General features: G+C 70.6%; 14 protein-coding genes. 8 read left to right on the forward strand and 6 right to left on the reverse strand.

The window, feature by feature from the left end:
• Window positions 1–53: 53 nt before the first annotated feature.
• Window positions 54–917, forward strand: coding sequence for a bifunctional 5,10-methylenetetrahydrofolate dehydrogenase/5,10-methenyltetrahydrofolate cyclohydrolase (locus ACGF5O_RS08075; RefSeq protein WP_393809070.1), 864 nt, complete (start codon window positions 54–56; stop codon window positions 915–917).
• A 76-nt stretch (window positions 918–993) separates the two neighbouring features.
• Complete coding sequence (locus tag ACGF5O_RS08080; RefSeq protein ID WP_393809071.1) at window positions 994–2046, forward strand: chorismate-binding protein; 1053 nt, start codon at window positions 994–996, stop codon at window positions 2044–2046.
• A gap of 116 nt (window positions 2047–2162) precedes the next feature.
• Here ACGF5O_RS08080 and ACGF5O_RS08085 read toward each other — a convergent pair whose 3' ends face one another.
• The 5 genes from ACGF5O_RS08085 to ACGF5O_RS08105 form a co-directional block, all read right to left on the reverse strand.
• A complete protein-coding gene (locus tag ACGF5O_RS08085; protein ID WP_393809072.1) occupies window positions 2163–3089 on the reverse strand; it encodes a LacI family DNA-binding transcriptional regulator in 927 nt (308 codons plus the stop codon).
• A gap of 123 nt (window positions 3090–3212) precedes the next feature.
• The gene (locus ACGF5O_RS08090) at window positions 3213–4340 is read right to left on the reverse strand and encodes an MBL fold metallo-hydrolase (RefSeq protein WP_393809073.1); all 1128 of its coding nucleotides are present in this window, start codon (window positions 4338–4340) and stop codon (window positions 3213–3215) included.
• A gap of 233 nt (window positions 4341–4573) precedes the next feature.
• Window positions 4574–5227: a hypothetical protein gene (locus ACGF5O_RS08095; protein WP_393809074.1), complete on the reverse strand. Its 654-nt coding sequence runs from the start codon at window positions 5225–5227 to the stop codon at window positions 4574–4576.
• Window positions 5228–5582: 355 nt separating this feature from the next.
• On the reverse strand, window positions 5583–6083 hold the full coding sequence (locus tag ACGF5O_RS08100; RefSeq protein ID WP_393809075.1) for a cupin domain-containing protein: 501 nt from the start codon (window positions 6081–6083) through the stop codon (window positions 5583–5585).
• 36 nt (window positions 6084–6119) lie between these two features.
• Window positions 6120–7064, reverse strand: coding sequence for an NADP-dependent oxidoreductase (locus tag ACGF5O_RS08105; RefSeq protein ID WP_393809076.1), 945 nt, complete (start codon window positions 7062–7064; stop codon window positions 6120–6122).
• Window positions 7065–7215: 151 nt separating this feature from the next.
• On the opposite strand from ACGF5O_RS08105, the gene ACGF5O_RS08110 reads away from it, so the two are divergent.
• Window positions 7216–8199 carry a helix-turn-helix domain-containing protein gene (locus ACGF5O_RS08110; protein ID WP_393809077.1) on the forward strand — a complete coding sequence of 328 codons (984 nt, stop codon included), beginning with the start codon at window positions 7216–7218 and terminating at the stop codon, window positions 8197–8199.
• A 198-nt stretch (window positions 8200–8397) separates the two neighbouring features.
• Here ACGF5O_RS08110 and ACGF5O_RS08115 read toward each other — a convergent pair whose 3' ends face one another.
• Window positions 8398–11595, reverse strand: a complete 3198-nt coding sequence (locus tag ACGF5O_RS08115; protein ID WP_393809078.1) for an FG-GAP-like repeat-containing protein — start codon at window positions 11593–11595, stop codon at window positions 8398–8400.
• A 400-nt stretch (window positions 11596–11995) separates the two neighbouring features.
• Between ACGF5O_RS08115 and ACGF5O_RS08120 the strand changes: the two genes are divergently transcribed.
• The 5 genes from ACGF5O_RS08120 to ACGF5O_RS08140 are packed head-to-tail and all read left to right on the forward strand — an operon-like array spanning window position 11996 to window position 17472.
• A complete protein-coding gene (locus ACGF5O_RS08120) occupies window positions 11996–13255 on the forward strand; it encodes an NAD(P)/FAD-dependent oxidoreductase (protein WP_393809079.1) in 1260 nt (419 codons plus the stop codon).
• Window positions 13252–13980, forward strand: a complete 729-nt coding sequence (locus tag ACGF5O_RS08125) for a DUF1365 domain-containing protein (RefSeq protein ID WP_393809080.1) — start codon at window positions 13252–13254, stop codon at window positions 13978–13980. The genes ACGF5O_RS08120 and ACGF5O_RS08125 overlap by 4 nt, the downstream gene beginning before the upstream one ends.
• On the forward strand, window positions 13977–15362 hold the full coding sequence (locus tag ACGF5O_RS08130; RefSeq protein ID WP_393809081.1) for a class I SAM-dependent methyltransferase: 1386 nt from the start codon (window positions 13977–13979) through the stop codon (window positions 15360–15362). The genes ACGF5O_RS08125 and ACGF5O_RS08130 overlap by 4 nt, the downstream gene beginning before the upstream one ends.
• Complete coding sequence (locus ACGF5O_RS08135) at window positions 15359–16654, forward strand: class I SAM-dependent methyltransferase (RefSeq protein ID WP_393809082.1); 1296 nt, start codon at window positions 15359–15361, stop codon at window positions 16652–16654. The genes ACGF5O_RS08130 and ACGF5O_RS08135 overlap by 4 nt, the downstream gene beginning before the upstream one ends.
• Window positions 16651–17472, forward strand: a complete 822-nt coding sequence (locus ACGF5O_RS08140) for a DUF1295 domain-containing protein (RefSeq protein WP_393809083.1) — start codon at window positions 16651–16653, stop codon at window positions 17470–17472. The genes ACGF5O_RS08135 and ACGF5O_RS08140 overlap by 4 nt, the downstream gene beginning before the upstream one ends.
• Window positions 17473–17477: the final 5 nt, after the last annotated feature.

A 17477-nucleotide genomic window follows, 5' to 3' on the forward strand; every position in this document is an offset into this window, starting at 1 on the left:
GCGGGGCCCTGCGCGCCGAGCGGTTCCGCACCAGCAGAAGGAGGTTCGCCACCATGACCAGCACCATCGACGGTTCGAAGATCGCCCGGCGGATCCGGGACGGGGTCGCCCACCGGATCGCCGAGACCTTCCGCACCGGGCAGGTGCCCGGCCTCGCCACGATCCTCGTCGGCGACGACCCGGCCAGCGCCGTATACGTCGCTGCCAAACGGCGCGCCGCCCGCGAGGCCGGCATGGGCGAGTTCCACCGGCACCTGCCCGGCGACGCCTCCCAGGACGGCGTGGCCGCCGTCATCGACGAACTGGCCCACGACCCCGGTGTCTCCGGGATCCTGCTCCAACTGCCGCTGCCCGCCCATCTGGACGCGGCCGCCCTGATCGACCGCATCCCGGTCACCAAGGACGTCGACGGGCTCACCACCGCCAGCGCGGGACTCCTCGCCCGCGACGAGCGCGGACTGCGCCCCTGCACCCCCAGCGGCGTCATCGAACTCCTCGACGCCGAGAGCGTTCCGCTGCAGGGCGCACGCGTCGCCGTGGTCGGCTGGGGCGAACTGGTCGGACGCCCGCTGACCCAGCTCCTGCTGCGCCGGGGCGCCACCGTGACCGTCGCCCACGAACACACCACCGACCTGGCCGCCGTCACCCGGCCCGCCGACATCGTCGTGGTCGCGACGGGAGTACGGGGACTGATCGGCCCCGAGCACATCATGCCCGGCGCCACCGTCGTCGACGTCGGTATCCATCGCACCCCGACCGGCCTCACCGGAGACGTCCGCGCCGCCGAACTCGACGGCATCGCCGGGCGCATCACCCCCGTACCGGGCGGGGTCGGTCCCATGACCATCGCGATGCTCATGGTCAACACCCTGCACGCGGCCGAGTGGGGCGCCGAACAGGCGACCGTGCCGGCGTGACGCACGATCCGGCCGGCGCCCGGTGCGGCCGGCCCGGAGTCCGGACACCTCCCCGAACGCCGAGGAGTCGTACGCCATGACAGCTCTTCCGCCCCTGGCACGGTTCGGGGGCCGGGTCGCCACCGGCCTCATGGACGTCACCCATGACGCCGCGGCACTCGACTCCCGGGGATTCTGGGCCGTGGTGGCCGACTTCGAAGGGCGGCCGACCTGTGCCCGCTTCCGGGACGTGCGCGCGCTGCCGGCCCGTGCCGGCCGTGCCGCCCGCTGGTCGGGCCCCCGTCCTGACCAGTGGGTCACGTCGCTGGATCACGGTGCCTACACCGCGGGGGTGCGACGCATCCGTGAACACATCGCGGCCGGTGAGGTGTACCAGGCCAACCTGTGCCGGATACTGTCCGCCCCGCTCGGGCCGGACGCCGACGCCGAGGCGCTGGCCGACCTGCTGGCGGGCCGGCACAGGGCGCCGTACGCGGGCCTGGTCAGGCTGCCCGGGCACGGGCCGGACGTGGTCACGGCATCACCGGAGCTCTTCCTCCGCCGGACCGGCCGGATCGTGGAGTCGGGCCCCGTCAAGGGCACCGGGCGCAGCACCGCGGACCTGCTGCCCAAGGACCACGCGGAGAACGTGATGATCGTGGACCTGGTCCGCAACGACCTCGGCCGGGTCTGCGCCACGGGTACCGTGTCCGTCCCGGACCTGTGTGCCGTGGAACGCCATCCGGGGCTGGTCCACCTGGTGTCGACCGTCCGCGGGGAGCTCCGGGACGACGCGGGCTGGGCGGACCTGTTCGCGGCCGCCTTCCCACCCGGGTCCGTGACCGGCGCGCCCAAGAAGAGCGCTCTCGACATCATCGCCGCGCTGGAAACGGCACCCAGGGGTCCGTACTGCGGCGGCATCGGCTGGGTCGACGCCGATCGGCGCAGGGGCGAACTCGCCGTCGGCATCCGCACGTTCTGGCTCGATCACGAGCTGGGACGGCTCAACTTCGGTGCGGGCGCCGGGATCACCTGGGACTCGGATCCCGAACGGGAATGGCACGAGACCGAGTTGAAGGCCGAGCGGCTGCTCTCCATCGCCTCGAACGGAAGACCGGCCACGACCGCGACCTCGGCACCGGCGACCTGACCAGCGCTCCGACAGAGCATCGAGCGCGTCACCAAATGCGCCGCCCGGGCCGCCCTCGACGGCATCCGGTCTTCAGAACCGGTTCGGCCGAATCCCGGGCCGGTGGCCGCGGGTCGTCATGCCGACTCGCGCACCACGATCCGGCCGGGTACCGGGGCCAGGCCCGCGGTGTCCAGGCCGAGGGCCTCTCGTGCCGCGATCCGCCCGAGGACTTTCGCGTCGACATGAACGGTGGTGAGTGCGGGAGTGGACAAGGAGCCATGCTCCGTCTCGTCGAAGCCGATCACCGCCACGTCGTCGGGCACCCGCCGTCCGAGATCGCGCAGGGCCGTGAGACTGCGCAGCGCGATGTCGTCGTCGAACGCGGCGAGAGCGGTCACGTCCGGATGTGCCGCCAGCGCCTCCGCCACGGCGGACCTGCCGGCCTCTCGCGGTCGCGGCACGACGAATCGCTCCAGGGGCGGGAGCCCCAGACGCCGGGCGGCCTCCCGGGCGTATCCGAGACGGGCCTCGGTCAGCGGGAAGTCGTAGTCCGGCATGGCCATGGCGATGTGGCTGTGCCCATGGTCGGCGAGGTAACCGATCTGAAGGCCGGCGTTGAAGGCGAACCCGTGCTCCCAGTCCGAGTCGTCGGGCTCGTGACCGTGCATGTAGGCCTCACCGAGCCGCAGGACCGCCCGCGGGGCGATGGCGTCGAGAACCTTCTGCAGGTTCTCCGGCGCCGCGCGCCCGTGCCGTACGAGCAGCACGTGGTCGTGTTCGGCCAGTTCCTCGTCCAGGCCCAGGATGTAGCTCCGGGAGAAGTTGCCCTCAAGACCGTGGTCGACGCTGAGCACGACGATGCGCGACGCCCCCTCACGCAAGGCCCGGGCGATCCCGTGCGGGACGTATCCGAGCTCGTGGGCGGCCGCCATGACCCGTTCGCGGGTGGCGGTGGAGATGGTCTGCCGCGGGTCGTCGTTCAGCACGAAACTCACCGTCGCCCGCGACACGCCGGATGCCTTGGCCACATCGGTCAACGTCACCCGGCCAGAACGGACCATGTCGGTCGACTCCCTCTCCTCTGCGGCTGACCACCAACTCTACGTAACCGGATCGCCTCGGCCTGGGGTATTCGATTCTCTTCTCGCGACGCCTGGCGGTGTGATGATCTTGTCGCGGTCGATTCACCCTCTGACGGGAAGGGTCAGCAGGTCCTTGCCGAGGACCGTCGAGCCGGTGAAACCGCTTCGCCGTGCGCTCTCCTTGAGCAGCCGACGCCAGGTCGCGTCCGGCACCACTTGTGGGTCGCCGGGGCCGAGGTGCGTGGCGACCAGCGTGGTCACATCGGCCTCCGCCGCGATCCTGCCGAGGTCGGCGACGTCCGTGTGGGTCGCCAGGATGTGGTCGATCAGGGCTTGCGGGAGCCCAAGTCCCGCCAGGGCGGCAGGGTAGAGGGCCTCGTGGACCAGGACGTCCGCGTGCCGGGCCAGCCGGACCAGGTTCGGGGTGGGCGCCGTGTCTCCGGAGAAGACGACGCTGCCGTGTTCCGTGTCGAACCGGTAGGCGTAGGCCGGGAACACCGCACCGTGCGCCACCAGCACAGCCGTGACCTTGACGTCGTCGTCCTCCATGACGGTGAAGGGGGTCATGTCCGGAGCCGTGTCGCTCGCTGACGCGAGGCTGCCCGACGGTGGCAGTACGTCGTGGACACGCAGCAGTGTCATGGGGTCCGCCCCGGTGTGCTCCTTCATGAAAAAGGTGGGCGACGCGGCGTACGCCCGCGCCGCCAGCTCCGTCATTTCCGCGGTGCCCGGAATCGGACCGGGAGCGACGGCCACGGTCGAGTCGATGCCCGCCGGACCCGGCCCGTAGACGTTGACGGGGGTGGTAAAGCCGGCGGCGCCCGCAGCGCCGGCGGAGAGCAGCGGGAAGGCGAAGTAGTCCACGATGTGGTCCGAGTGCAGATGGGTCAGGAAGATGCCGGTGAGCGACGGCATTGACAGCCCCGCCCGCAGGTACTGGCTGACCGCTCCGCGGCCGCAGTCGACCACGTACGTCCTGCCGTTGACGACCAGGGCGGAGGAGATGCCGTACCGGGTGGCCAGCGGCGGCGGACCGCCGTTGGTACCCAGCAGGGTCAGGGACAGTGGCGCGCCAGACCGGGACGCCGATGGCGACGAGGCCGCGGCCGCGGTCCGGGCACCGCTCCACTGGGCCACGGTCGCGGCGGTGGAGGCGGCGAGTCCCGCCAGCACCGTCCTGCGGCTGGCCGTCTGAAACGACCCAGGACCGGTTTCTGCGGCGTCACGCATGGTCGGGAACACGGAATCTGCGGCTCGGCACATATTCGGCAGCTTTCTTCGGCTCATCGAAGCAGGCGCAAGAGTGGAGACACCCGATATCTCTCGCGTGCTGTGACACGGTGTCCTCAAGTCCGGGACGTGTCCACAGCCCCGCCCGAATCGGCCCTTCCGACAGCGCAACATTAGGTACCGGGATTTTCCCTTGCGCCCGCGAGACGATGCGCCGTTCGCCTTCGTGCTCCCTACGCTGTATCCAGTGCGGACGAGCCGGCGCGGCTGAGCTCCACCATGACCGCCTCGGTATCTCCGGGGCAGCGGGGAGCGATTGCGGAAGGTGACGGTATTGTTCGATTGCGGGGTGGCACCGGCAAAGCGCGGCAATCGAATTCCTCATCGATGCGCGTGATCAGTCGCCCCAAGTCCCGTCTGGCTCCGGAAGGAAGGTGCAGCATTGCCTGCTCCAGATCGTCACCGGCGTCTTCCACCTCTATCCCGGGCGAACAGACTTCAGATGCGTTCGGATATCGCCCAGGTTGTCTGAAAGCCCACTCGAAGCGAGAGAGCGCATGCGCGACCGCGTTGGGCCACATCTCCTCGTCTTCGACCTGACGGATGGCTGCACGAGTCCGCGCGGAGACACCGCGGACCTTCAGGACCGGATACTGCCATCGTGGCCACCACTGCTCTGCACGGACGGCCTTGGGCCGCCACAGATGGAACCGGTCGGCGACCTGCGGAGCGTCGGGGGCACCGCGCCGGGCACCCTCTGCACAGGCGGCCAGCGGCCCGGCTTCACGGGTCGGGAGCACATCGACCACGTGACGGCCTTCGACGCTGGTCAAGACGGTGGAGCAGGTCTGGCCGCGACGGATCGCGAAGTCGTCCACGACCAGCACACGCGGTGTACTGAACTGCGGATCGGGCTAGGCCATGACCCTGCGTAACAAGGTCATCCGTCCCGCGCCGAAGCCCAGCTGGGCAGCCAGCCGAGCTCCGGCCCGCCCGGCCAGCGCGAGCGTCGGTGCCGGGAATGCCGGAGGAGCGGGATGCGGCTGCCCGGGCGCGGGTGGAGGGCCTGCGGGAGGAAGCCGCGCGGTTGGCCGAGGCGCTGGGAGCTGCGGAGATCGAGCTGGATGCGAACGTGCGCTCTGCCACCCAGCGTCCGGGGAGCGCCACGAACCCTGTCGTGTCGTCGGTGTGCTTGACGATCTCCGAGGTCAGGGCAAGTGCCGTGCTTGCCGGGCCTGCGCGCTACAGGAACTCGCTTCGGTAGGTCGAGGCCAACTCGGCCGCGAGGCGGCGGCGTTGCGCGAGCTCGTCTTCCGACAGCTTCGGCGGCGGCGCATTCTTGCCCGCGACGACATCGCCGATGCGCATGAAGTACTCGTCCTGGCCCGCGGGGGTGCACATGCACAGCATGCGGGCCGGTGCGCCCGAGGCGTTGCGGAAGTTGTGCGGCGCGTTGGCCGGGATGTTGATCGTGGACCCGGCCTGCACGGTGTGCTTTTCGCCACGGAAGGTGAACTCGATCTCGCCTTCGAGGATGGTGAACATCTCCTCGAAGTCGTGGCGGTGCGGCGGCGGTCCTCCGCCGTCGGGCACGCGCATGTCGATCAGGCAGTATCGGCCGTTGGTCTGCTCGCCCGTGACCAGCATGGCGTAGGTGTTGCCGACCAGTGAGACGTACGTCGTGCCGGGGTGGTCGGGGTTCGCCACGGTCAGCGAGCGCGACGGATCGTCGTCGGGGATCATCGTGGTTGTCTCCTTCACAGGTCGGTCAGGTGGGCGTCAGGCGCCGGGCGTGACGACGACCTTGCCGCCGGGCAGTGCGCCCGCGGCGGCGTCGGCGTGCAGGGCCGGCAGCTCGGCCAGCGGCACCCGCCGTGCGACTTCGACGCGCAGCTCGCCGCCGTCGATCAACTCCACCAGATGCGACAACTGCCCCGCGTCGCTGCGGACAAAAAGGTCGATGCCGCGTACGCCGCGCTCCTCGTCGCCGGGCGCGGGCATCCACACAGTGGTGTTCACCAGCACACCGCCGGGGCGGATCAGGCCGAGGAACGCGTCCAGTTGTGCCGGTTCGACCGGCGCGAGGTTGAGCACGACGTCGACCGGCCGGCTCACCGCCGCGACGACGTCGGCGGTCGTGTGGTCGATGACCTCGTGCGCACCCGCCGCCGTGACGCGCCGGCTGCTGCGCGGACCGGCTGTGGCGATCACGAAGGCGCCGGCGTGCTCGGCCAGCTGCACGGCGTAGCCGCCGACCGCTCCGCCCGCGCCGTTGACGAGCACGCGCTGCCCGGCGGTCAGCTTGGCGTGCTCGAACAGCGCCTGCCACGCGGTCAGTCCCACCAGCGGCAGCGCGGCCGCGTCGGACAGCGCAACGCTCTTGGGCGCCGGCGTCAGGGCCTCGGCCGGTGCCAGGACATACTCCGCGGCGGCACCGGGTCCCGCCATCGGCAGGAAGCCGACGACCTGGTCCCCGACCTGGATGCCGGTCACGCCCTCGCCGAGCGCGTCGACCGTGCCGGCGACGTCGATGCCGGGCGTGTGCGGCAGCGTCACGGGGATCGGCCCCCGCATGAAACCGGCGCGGATGTTGGCGTCGACCGGGTTGAACGACGTCGCAGCGACACGGACCAGCACCTGCCCGGCACCTGGAACCGGTTGCTCCACATCCTCATGACGCAGAACGTCGGGGTCGCCGTACTGGTGGAAACGCACTGCCTTCATAGTTTTGCTCTCCTTCGCCCGACAGGCAGACGGTAGATCGTGATGGAGGTCGAAGCGCCAGCCAAGCGTAGGAAAAGCCCTGCGCAGAAAGGGTGTACCTTCGCGACGCAGGATGGGATCCAGGCGACATCCTCATCGGGGCGGAGGAGACATGACGAGCAGGCCGCGTTTGCATGGCCCGGGCGACAAGGTGGGCACGTTCACCGTCGACGCCGACTCCACCGGTACCGGCCGGAGAACGTGGGAGCCGTTCATCGAGACCTGGAACGAGCGCATGGGAGACCAGTACCCACTGCCGGAATTCAGTGCTTCCACGGTCGACGGCTTCCAGGGAACGATGCGCTCGGTGGCCCTGGAAGACACCGCCGTCAACGAGCTCTGGGGCTCCTCGCCCGTGAGCACCCGGGCGGTCGGCAGGTACGAGCACGATGAGATCAGGCTGTACGTCGGGCTGCGCGGCGCGGTGGCCCTGCAGGATCCGCACGATCAGGGCGGTGACGCGTACGTCTCGGCCGGCACCTATTTCATGCACCATGTCGTGGCGGAGAACCACTTCCGCACCACGCCCGTGATCGGCACCCGCATCTTCATTTTTCCCGGCGATGCTCTGCGGCCCTTGGTCGCGGGGAAACCACGCGCCGGTCAGGCCGCCTCGCCCGCGGCGCAGATCCTCATGGCGCACACCAGCATGGTGCAGCGGACCGTGAGCGGCCTCAGCCCGGCGGGAGCGCACGCGTCCCGCAACGCCCTGCTCGAACTCGCCAGAGGGCTGATCCTCGACCACTTCGACGACCGCGAGCCCACCTTCACCCCGGCCCTCGCTCAAGCGGCCAAGGACCTGGCCGATGCCCGGCTCACCGACGCCGGGTTGTCGCCTACCGCGATAGCCGCGCAACTGCACGTGTCGGTACGCACCCTGCAGCGGGCCTTCGCGAGTCTGGACGAGTCGTTCAGCGCCTACATCCGCCGCCGACGCCTGGAAGAGGCCGCCGAGGCGCTCACCGCCTCCGGATCACGGCTCAGCGTCTCCGAGGCCGCCGCGCTCTGGCATTTCACCGACAGCAGCCACTTCATCCGCGCTTTCAAGAAGCAATACCATGCGACACCAGCGCAATTCGCACGCCGCCTGACCTGACGACCCGGCCGGCCGCCGCGCGAAGCGGTACCGGAAAGGCCGCGGCATTGTCCACCGTGTACTCCCGTGCGACCACGCGGATACCCATCCCGCCACCCATCCCGCAAGGGCCAGGTCGTCGCCGTCTGCGGAGGGCAGACCCGCCTCGCCCGGTGGGAACGGTGTTGTCAGGGGTCGTTCCCACCGGGCGGTTTTGCGTTATGGAGTGGCCTGGTTGCCTCCGTTGTTGAGCCAGGCGCGGGTGGCGCCGTTGGTGGGGGCCACGACGAGGTAGTCGTCGAGTCCGTCGCCGTCGAGGTCGGCGAGGTGGATCTCCACGGGGAAGCTCATGGCGACGCCGTAGGCGACCTTCTTCTTGGCGGTCCACTGGTTGGCGAAGCCGCCGAGGTTCGTCCAGCCGTAGAGCGCGTTGTTCTCGCCGGGATCGCGCAGGACGTAGTCGGCGAGCTTGTCGCAGTTCATGTCGGCGAACACGGTCTTCTGGGTGACGGCGGCTTCCTGGGGCTGGGCGAGGAGGCCCTGTGCGGCCCAGCCGCCCCCGCCGGGTGCGTTGGTGCCGTTGTTCTTCCAGGCGGTGACGGAGTGGTCGAAGGCGACCAGGAGGTAGTCGTCGTCACCGTCGCCGTCGAGGTCGGCGAACTGGACCTCGTGTTCGGGTGCGGTGGAGGGGCCCGCGGCGATGACGCCGACGTTGGTCCAGGCGGTGATGCCGTTCGTGAAGGGGCGGTCGTTGCGCCAGCCCCGCACCCGGCCGTCGGTGTCGTCGACGACGAGGTAGTCGTCGCGTCCGTCGCCGTTGTAGTCGGCGAACACGACACGTTCGTTCTTGCCCGGGGAGACACCGTCGGCGACTCTGCCGATCTTGATCCAGGCGTTCGTGCCGCGCGGCGCGACGTCGTCGTTGCGCCAGGCCTCGACTTCGCCCTTGGGGCCGACGAGGAGGTAGTCGTCGTCTCCGTCGCCGTCGAGGTCGGCGAAGGTCACGCTCCTCGCGTTGTTCGAGGCGTCGAGCTTGTGGTCGCCGTAGACGCCCACTTCCTTGAAGCCGTTCTCCTTGTCCGAGCGGGTGGCCACGGCGTCGTTCTGCCACCAGGTCGCGGTGCCGGCGGAGCCGATCACGAAGTAGTCGGCGTCCCGGTCGGCGTCGGCGTCGGCGAACTGCACCGCCTCACCGCCGGTGCCGGTGCCCGCGGCGATCTTCCCGATCGACTTCCAGCCCTCTCGCAGGTCCTTGGCCACGGTCTTGTTGAGCCAGGCCTCGGTCGACCCGTCGCTGTGCACGATGAGGTAGTCGGACTTCAGGTCACCGTCCAGGTCGGTCAGGCGCACCTTCTCGCCGGGGTATCCGACACCGCCCGAGATCCGTCCGAGCTTCGTCCAGGCGCTGTGGCCCGCGGCGAAGACGTCGTTGTTGATCCATGCGTCGATCGACCCGTCGTCGTGGACCACCAGGTAGTCGTCGTCGAGGTCGCCGTCGATGTCCGCGAAGTGGATGTCCGTGCCGCCGCCCGTTCCGGTGCCCTCGGCGATGACGCCCTCCGCGTGCCAGGCACTGCCACCGTTGATCCACACGTCGTCGTTGCGCCATGCCTCGACCGACCCGTCGCTGTGCACGACCAGGTAGTCGGCGTCGTGATCGCCGTCGATGTCGGCAAACCGGACCTGGGATCCCCGGCCGGCCTCGCCGTTGCCGTCGGCGATCTTCCCGCGGTTCACCCAACCACCCGTGATCTTCGTCCACAGGTACACGGCGCCCGTGTCGGTGACGATCGCGTAGTCGGTTTTGCCATTGCCGTCGAAGTCCGCCAGCCGGACATCACCCTGCACCCCGGCACTGGAACTGTCCGGATTGATCGAACCCTTCGCGATCCGGCCCAGCTCCTGCCAGCCCCCACCGGGGACGGCCGTGCACATCCCGCTGCTCGGATTCCCGTTGCCGGAGTCCACTGCCGCGGGCTCGTTCACCCAGCCCTTGTAGACCATCGTCATGACCGCATCGAAGAACTCGTCGGCCATGAAGTCGTAGCCGATGTCGTTCGGGTGCAGACGGTCGTCGAGCATGGCGTCGGTCATCGGGCCCATCTCGGCCAACTCGACCTTCTCACCCTCGTTCTGACGCTCCGACACGAGGGCCCGCACCTGCTCGTTGTATGCCTCGCGCCGGGCTTCCGCCGGTGCGTCGTTCTTCACCGGCACCAGCGTCGCCACCGCGATCGCCACCCCGGGCGAGCCTGCCTGCACCCTGTCGATCAGAGCGCTCAGCCGGTCGGGCGCGGTCGCCACCTCATGGTCCTTCTGGATGTCGTTCGTCCCGGCCATCAACGTCACGACGTTCGGGCGCATCGACTGCGCGTCCGCTGCCGCCGGACCCGCGATCTCGTTGATTACCGCGCCCCGGTTGCCCTCGTTGTCCGGGTCGGACATGGTTCCCGACTTCACCTGTCCCACGAAGTCCGGGTCCAGTTGCTGCTGGTCCAGGTCGTTCCAGAGGTCGCCCCGGTAACCGTTGCCGTCCGAGGACCCGATGCCGTACGTGATCGAGTCGCCCACCGGCAGCAGGCGAACCGTGCGCAGCCCTCCCCAGTCCCTCGTCGCCTCGTCGATCAGGTTCGTCAGTTCCTCGAGTTCCTGGCCGAGTTGGTCGATCCCTTCGCCGGCCGAAGCCCCGAGCCAGTTGTTGATCCAAGGCACTTTGCCCCTGATCCAGGTACCGAGGTCCTTGATGTGCCTGGCGAGATTGGCCTTCGCCCACGGCGAGAGGTACTTCTCCCACAGGATTCCCCCGGAGAGGCCGAGCAGCCCTCCGATGATGATGTCCCGCATCGCCTTCGGGGTGTCCAGGGTCTTGTTCAACGCGTGATACACGAGTGGGGTCACGCTGCCGGTGACGACACCCTGGAGAGGGGTGCAGATCAGCGGAATCGTCGCGGCAGCCAACCCGAGGGCCCCGAAGAAGCCCATGCACAACATCCTGAGCCCGTATCCCGAGGTCCAGCCGATCAGTGCGGCGGCGATCTGCGTCCACCAGCCCGCGGTGGTGACCTCGCCGGCCGGGATGGTGAAGGCCATGCCGGCATCGTCGGCGGTCATCGCCACGGAGCCGTCGAAGTTCGACCACTGCGAGGTGTCGATGACTGTGCTGCCCACCTCTTCGTTCATGGCCGCCCTGAGAGCGTTGCCGAGGCCGCCGTGGTCCGCGATGTCTGCCTGTATCTCCGGTACGACCTCCCGCATGACGTCGGGATCTATGCCGAGGTCCGTGGCGTTGAGGGTGAGCACGAGGTCCGCGGTGAGCCCTCGGTCGTCCGCCGTCGCCGGGGATATCAGGCCGACGAACAGTGCCACCACGATGGACAGGATCAGGGCCGCACGACTGGTCGATCTTCGCGTGTTCACGCATACCTCCGAGTCGGGGAGGCGATGCTGCCCAGCGAGGACGAGCGCGCTGTGAATGCCTCATGAACCTTGAGGATCAAGGCACTTGCTGTCGTTCCGATCTTGGGGGATGCGGAGCCGACTGCCGCGGTGATCGACTCGCAGCCGGTCAAGACGGATGCTCGCCCGCGGAGGTCCATTGCCGGAGCCGTGACGGCCTGGGGCGTGGGCGGGGAGCCTGGCACCGAGTGATCGAGTCCCGTACGCCCCTGCAGTCCCGTACGCCCCTGCCCCTTGGCCCCGCGGCTCGCCGACCGTGCCCGTGCGGCTTCTCGGTATCTGATCCGCTCCCTCGCCAATCCGCGGCGCGACCTGCTCCGGATTACACGTGGACCTGATCGCGAGCGTGGGAGGAATGAGGATGAGGCGGACAGCGGTGGTGGGCTCTGGCGTGGCGGGGCTGACCGCCGCGTACATCCTGGGCCGGACCTGCCACGTCACCCTGTACGAGGCCGACGACCGGCTCGGCGGGCACGCGCACACCCATGAGCTGACCTCGTCGTACGACGGGCGGGTGCACCGCGTGGACTCCGGGTTCATCGTGCACAACCGCCGCACCTATCCGCATCTGCTGCGTCTGTTCGACGAGCTGGGTGTCGCCACCCAGGAGTCGGAGATGAGCATGTCGGTGCGGTGCGAGGGATGCGGCCTGGAGTACGCCGGAGCCCGCGGCCCCGCCGGACTGCTCGCCCGGCCCCGCAGCGTCCTGCGCCCGTCGTACCTGCGGCTGCTCGCCGAGGTGCCCGCCTTTCACCGGGCGGCCCGGAAGCTGCTCGCCTCCGAGGAGCAACTGGACCTCACCTTGGGCGAGTTCCTGGACCGGGAGGGCTTCTCGGCCTACTTCCGCGCCCACTTCATGACGCCGGTGGTGTCGGCCGTGTGGTCCTGCGACGCCGTCACCGCCCAGCGCTACCCGGCCGCCTATCTCTTCCGCTTCCTGGAGCACCACGGGATGCTGTCGGTCGGCGGCTCACCGGTGTGGCGCACGGTCACCGGCGGTTCCCGCGAGTACGTCGACCGGATCGCCAAGCACGTCGGCGAGGTCCGCACCGGCACCCCCGTCCGGGCCGTGCGCCGCCACGCGGCCCATGCCGAGGTGACCGCCGCCGACGGCAGCACCGAGTCGTACGACTCCGTGGTGATCGCGGTCCACCCGGACCAGGCGCTGCGGCTGCTCGCCGATCCGACCGACCGGGAGCGGGAGGTGCTCGGCGCGTTCCGCTACTCGCGCAACACCACCCTCCTGCACACCGACACCCGGCTGCTGCCCCGCACCCGCGGCGCCCGGGCCTCCTGGAACTACCTCATGCCGTCCTGTACGGCGGGCGCCGACCGTGTGCGGGTCAGCTACGACATGAACCGGCTGCAACGCCTCGACGCCGCCGAGACGTTCGTGGTCACCCTGGGCGGCGAGGACCGCGTCGACCCCGGCCGGGTACTGGCCCGCATGGTCTACGAACACCCCGTCTACACACCCGAGTCGGTGGCCGCCCAGCGGCAGCTCCCCGAACTGGTCGGCCCCGTCTGTGTGTTCGCCGGCGCCTATCACGGCTGGGGGTTCCACGAGGACGGCTGCCGGTCGGGTGTCGAGGCAGCGGCGGCGTTGGGAGCACACTGGTGAGCGCCGCCCTGTACGCCTGCACGATCCGCCATGTGCGCACGACCCCTCGGCGGTACGTGCTGCGCCACCGCACGTACATGTGGCTCATCGACCCCGACCGCCCGCCCCGACTGCCGCTCCCCCTGCGGCCGTTGGCCCGGTTCGATCCCCGCGACCACTTCACCGGCGACCAGCGGTCCATCCGCGCGGGCCTCGACGCCTTCCTCGCCGGACACGGGGTCTCTCTGGAGGGCGGTCCGGTGGTGATGCTCACCCACGCCCGGGTGTTCGGGTACGTGTTCAACCCACTCACTCTCTACTGGTGCCACGGCCCCGACGGCGACCCGCGCTGCGTGGTCGCCGAGGTCCACAACACCTACGGCGGCCGCCACAGCTACCTGCTGCACCCGGACGGGACCGGGACGGCCCACGCCGACAAGGAGTTCTACGTCTCGCCGTTCTTCCCCGTCGACGGTCGCTACCGCATGCGGCTGCCGCGTCCGGGACCCCGGCTCGACCTGACTCTGCACCTGGACCGCGAGGACGGCCGCGCCCTGACGGCCACCGTCCACGGCATCCGCCGCGCGGTGACCGTCCCGAACCTGCTGCGGCTGGCCCTGCGCCACCCGTGGTCCACCCTCGCCGTGTCGGCCGCGATCCGCTTCCACGGCATCCGCCTCTACCTGCGGGGCCTGCCCGTCCAGCCCCGAACCGACGACCACCGCGCCCCGGAGAACGTGACATGAGAACTGCCGAGCCCCGAAGCGCCGCCGCGCCCGCCGAAACCCCCGCTGACGTGCAGGTCGACGTGCCCGCTCAGATCCCTGCCGGCGTGCCGGCCGACGCGTCCGCCGAAACCTTCGCCGGGCCGGCCGAGGCGCACGCCGACGCAGCTGCCCACGCTGCCCGTTGGCCGGCCGTGGCCGCCGTACCCGCCTCCTCGTGGCCGCGTACCGCCGTGACCGCCGCGCTGGTCCGCCGGGCCCTGAGCGGACTTCCGCTGCGGGCCCGGTTCGCCGGCCGTGACGACATCGGCGCGGGCGGCCCGCTCCTGGAGGTGCACGACCCGGCGGCCTTCCACGCCCGGATCGGCACGGCCGGTCTGGTCGGGTTCGGCGAGTCCTACATGGCCGGCGAATGGGACGCCCCCGACCTGGTCGCCGCCCTCACCGTGCTCGCCGGACACGCGGCCGACCTGATCCCGGCCCCGCTGCAACGCCTGCGCCGTCTGTGGGCCCTGCGACACCCGCACGAGGAGCGCAACACCCCCGACGGCTCCCGCGCCAACATCAGCCGCCACTACGACCTCTCCAACGACCTGTTCGCGCTGTTCCTCGACGACACGCTCAGCTACTCCTCGGCCGTCTTCCGTGGTTTTCCGGCGAGTTGGGATCGCATGGCGGCCGCCCAGCACCGCAAGATCGACCGGCTGCTCGACCTCGCCGGCGTCGCTGAGGGCACCCGGCTGCTGGAGATCGGCACCGGCTGGGGCGAGCTGGCCCTGCGCGCGGCGGCCCGAGGCGCCCGCGTCACCTCGCTCACCCTCTCCGCGGAGCAGCGGGCCCTGGCTCTGGATCGCGTGCGCGCGGCGGGAGCCGAGGGCCGCGTCTCGATCGAGCTGTGCGACTACCGGGAGGCGGGCGGGGAGTACGACGCCGTCGTCAGCGTGGAGATGATCGAGGCGGTCGGCGCGGAGTTCTGGCCGGACTACTTCCGCACCCTCGACGAACGGCTCGCCCCGGGCGGCCGGGTGGCGCTCCAGGCGATCACCATGCCCCACGAGCGGATGCTCGCCTCCCGTGACACCTTCACCTGGATCCACAAGTACGTCTTCCCCGGCGGCCTCATCCCCTCCACCGAGGCGATCGAGGACACCGCCCGCGACCACACCCGGCTGCACCTGTCCCGCCGCGACGCCTTCGGCGCCCACTACGCCGAGACCCTGCGCCTGTGGCGGGAGCGGTTCACCGAACGCGCCGACGAGGTCGGGGCCCTCGGTTTCGACGAGACCTTCCGCCGCCTGTGGACCTTCTACCTGGCCTACTCCGAGGCGGGGTTCCGCTCCGGCTACCTCGATGTCCAGCAGTACCTGTTCACCAGGGAGAACAAGGAGAATCCCGCCCGATGAACACCATCGCCCGGCCCGGTGCCGCCCGCTTGCTCACCGCCCTCGTCGAGGACGCGCTCGGCGGCCCCCTGCCGCTCCGCCTGCGCGCCTGGGACGGCAGCGAGACCGGCCCGGCCGGCGCACCCGTCGTGGTGGTGCGCTCCCGACGCGCGCTGCGCCGACTGCTGTGGCAGCCCGGCGAGTTGGGCCTCGCGCAGGCGTACGTCACCGGCGAACTCGATGTCGAGGGCGACCTCGCCGAGGGGCTGCGGACGATGTGGGCGGCCCAGCGGGAGCGGGGTCTGCGCCCGCCCCGGTTGACGTCCGCCGACCGGGCCCGCGCGCTCGTCACCGCCGTACGCCTCGGTGTCGTGGGGCCCCCGCCGCCCGCGCCCGCCTCCCAGGCCCGGCTGCGCGGCGGCCTGCACAGCCGGGCCCGCGACCGGGCCGCCATCAGCCACCACTACGACCTGTCCAACGACTTCTACGGCCTCCTCCTCGACGAGACCATGGCCTATTCCTGCGGCTACTGGGCGAGCGACGAGCCCGGCTTCACCGCCGTCGACGCCCAGCGGGCCAAACTGGAGCTGATCTGCCGCAAGCTGGCCCTGGAGCCCGGTGCTCGGCTGCTGGACATCGGCTGCGGCTGGGGCTCGCTCACTCTGCACGCGGCCGAACGGCACGGGGCACAGGTCACCGCCGTCACCCTGGCACGGGAACAGGCGGCCTACGTGCGCGACCAGGTGCGCGAGCGCGGGCTCACCGAGCTGGTGGAGGTGTTCTGCCAGGACTACCGGGACATCCAGGGCGGCGGATACGACGCCGTCTCCACGGTGGAGATGGGCGAGCACGTCGGCGACGCCGGGTATCCCGCCTTCTCCGCCGCCCTGCACCGGCTCGTCCGGCCGTGCGGGCGGGTGCTGGTGCAGCAGATGTCGCGGGGCCCGGGCGCCCCGGGCGGCGGGGCGTTCATCGAGGCGTACATCGCCCCCGACATGCACATGCGGCCCCTCGGCGAGAGCGTGGTCCTGCTGGAGGAGGCCGGTCTGGAGGTCCGGCACACGGAGTCGCTGCGCGAGCACTACGTTCGCACCGTCACCGCCTGGCACCGCACCCTGGAGGAGCGCTGGGACACGTTCGCACGGCTGGTCGGTGAGGAGACGGCACGGGTCTGGCGGCTCTATCTGGTCGGCGGGGCACTGGCGTTCGAGGAGGGCCGGATGGGCGTCGACCAGATCCTCGCCGTACGGCCGGGACCCGGTGGTGCGGCCGGTATGCCGGCCACCTCGAGCGCCTGGTACGAGGACCTGTGAACACCTTCCCCTGGAGCGTGTTCGCGCTCGGCCTGGCCTGGGCGGCAGGCGCGGCCCTGGCGGTCATGCTCGTCACCTTCGCCGTCGCGGTCCGCGCGGGCCTGCACCGGATCGTGGACGTCGCCTGGGGGCTCGGCTTCACGGCGGTGGCGGCCGTGACCTTCGCGGCGTCCGCCGGGCACGGTGATCCCGTACGGCGGCTGCTGGCGACCGTGCTGACGGCGGTCTGGGGGCTGCGCCTGGCGGTGCACATCGCCCGCCGGGGCCGGGGCCACGGGGAGGATCCGCGCTACGAGGCGATGCTCGCGAAGGCGCCCGGCAACCGCAACGCGTATGCCCTGCGCATGGTCTACCTGCTCCAGGGCGCCCTGGTGTGGCTGGTGTCCCTGCCCGTGCAGGCGGCGCAGTGCGTGCCCGGCCGGCCGTCGTTCGTGACCTGGGCCGGAGTCGCCCTGTGGGCGGTCGGGGTGGGTTTCGAGGCGGTCGGCGACGCCCAGCTGGCCCGGTTCAAGGCCGATCCCGCCCATCGCGGACAGATCATGGACCGGGGGCTGTGGGCGTGGACCCGGCACCCCAACTACTTCGGCGACTTCTGTGTCTGGTGGGGTCTGTTCCTGCTCGTCTGCGACTCCCCGGCGGCGGTCGCCGTGTCCTTCGTGTCGCCGCTGGTGATGAGTCTGCTGCTGACCCGGGGCAGCGGAAAGCGGCTGCTGGAACGACACATGGCCGACCGGCCCGGCTACGCCGAGTACCGGGCCCGCACCAGCGGTTTCTTCCCCCGGCCGCCGAAGCGGGGCACAAACCGGGGGCGACGGTGACGGGC

It is taken from the genome of Streptomyces sp. NPDC048291, from assembly GCF_043201715.1.
GTDB lineage: Bacteria > Actinomycetota > Actinomycetes > Streptomycetales > Streptomycetaceae > Streptomyces.

Coding starts and splice junctions, on each gene's coding strand:
- ACGF5O_RS08075 (WP_393809070.1), top strand. CDS start 54: ATGACCAGCACCATCGACGGTTCGAAGATCGCCCGGCGGATCCGGGAC.
- ACGF5O_RS08080 (WP_393809071.1), top strand. CDS start 994: ATGACAGCTCTTCCGCCCCTGGCACGGTTCGGGGGCCGGGTCGCCACC.
- ACGF5O_RS08085 (WP_393809072.1), bottom strand. CDS start 3,089: ATGGTCCGTTCTGGCCGGGTGACGTTGACCGATGTGGCCAAGGCATCC.
- ACGF5O_RS08090 (WP_393809073.1), bottom strand. CDS start 4,340: ATGCGTGACGCCGCAGAAACCGGTCCTGGGTCGTTTCAGACGGCCAGC.
- ACGF5O_RS08100 (WP_393809075.1), bottom strand. CDS start 6,083: ATGATCCCCGACGACGATCCGTCGCGCTCGCTGACCGTGGCGAACCCC.
- ACGF5O_RS08105 (WP_393809076.1), bottom strand. CDS start 7,064: ATGAAGGCAGTGCGTTTCCACCAGTACGGCGACCCCGACGTTCTGCGT.
- ACGF5O_RS08110 (WP_393809077.1), top strand. CDS start 7,216: ATGACGAGCAGGCCGCGTTTGCATGGCCCGGGCGACAAGGTGGGCACG.
- ACGF5O_RS08120 (WP_393809079.1), top strand. CDS start 11,996: ATGAGGCGGACAGCGGTGGTGGGCTCTGGCGTGGCGGGGCTGACCGCC.
- ACGF5O_RS08130 (WP_393809081.1), top strand. CDS start 13,977: ATGAGAACTGCCGAGCCCCGAAGCGCCGCCGCGCCCGCCGAAACCCCC.
- ACGF5O_RS08135 (WP_393809082.1), top strand. CDS start 15,359: ATGAACACCATCGCCCGGCCCGGTGCCGCCCGCTTGCTCACCGCCCTC.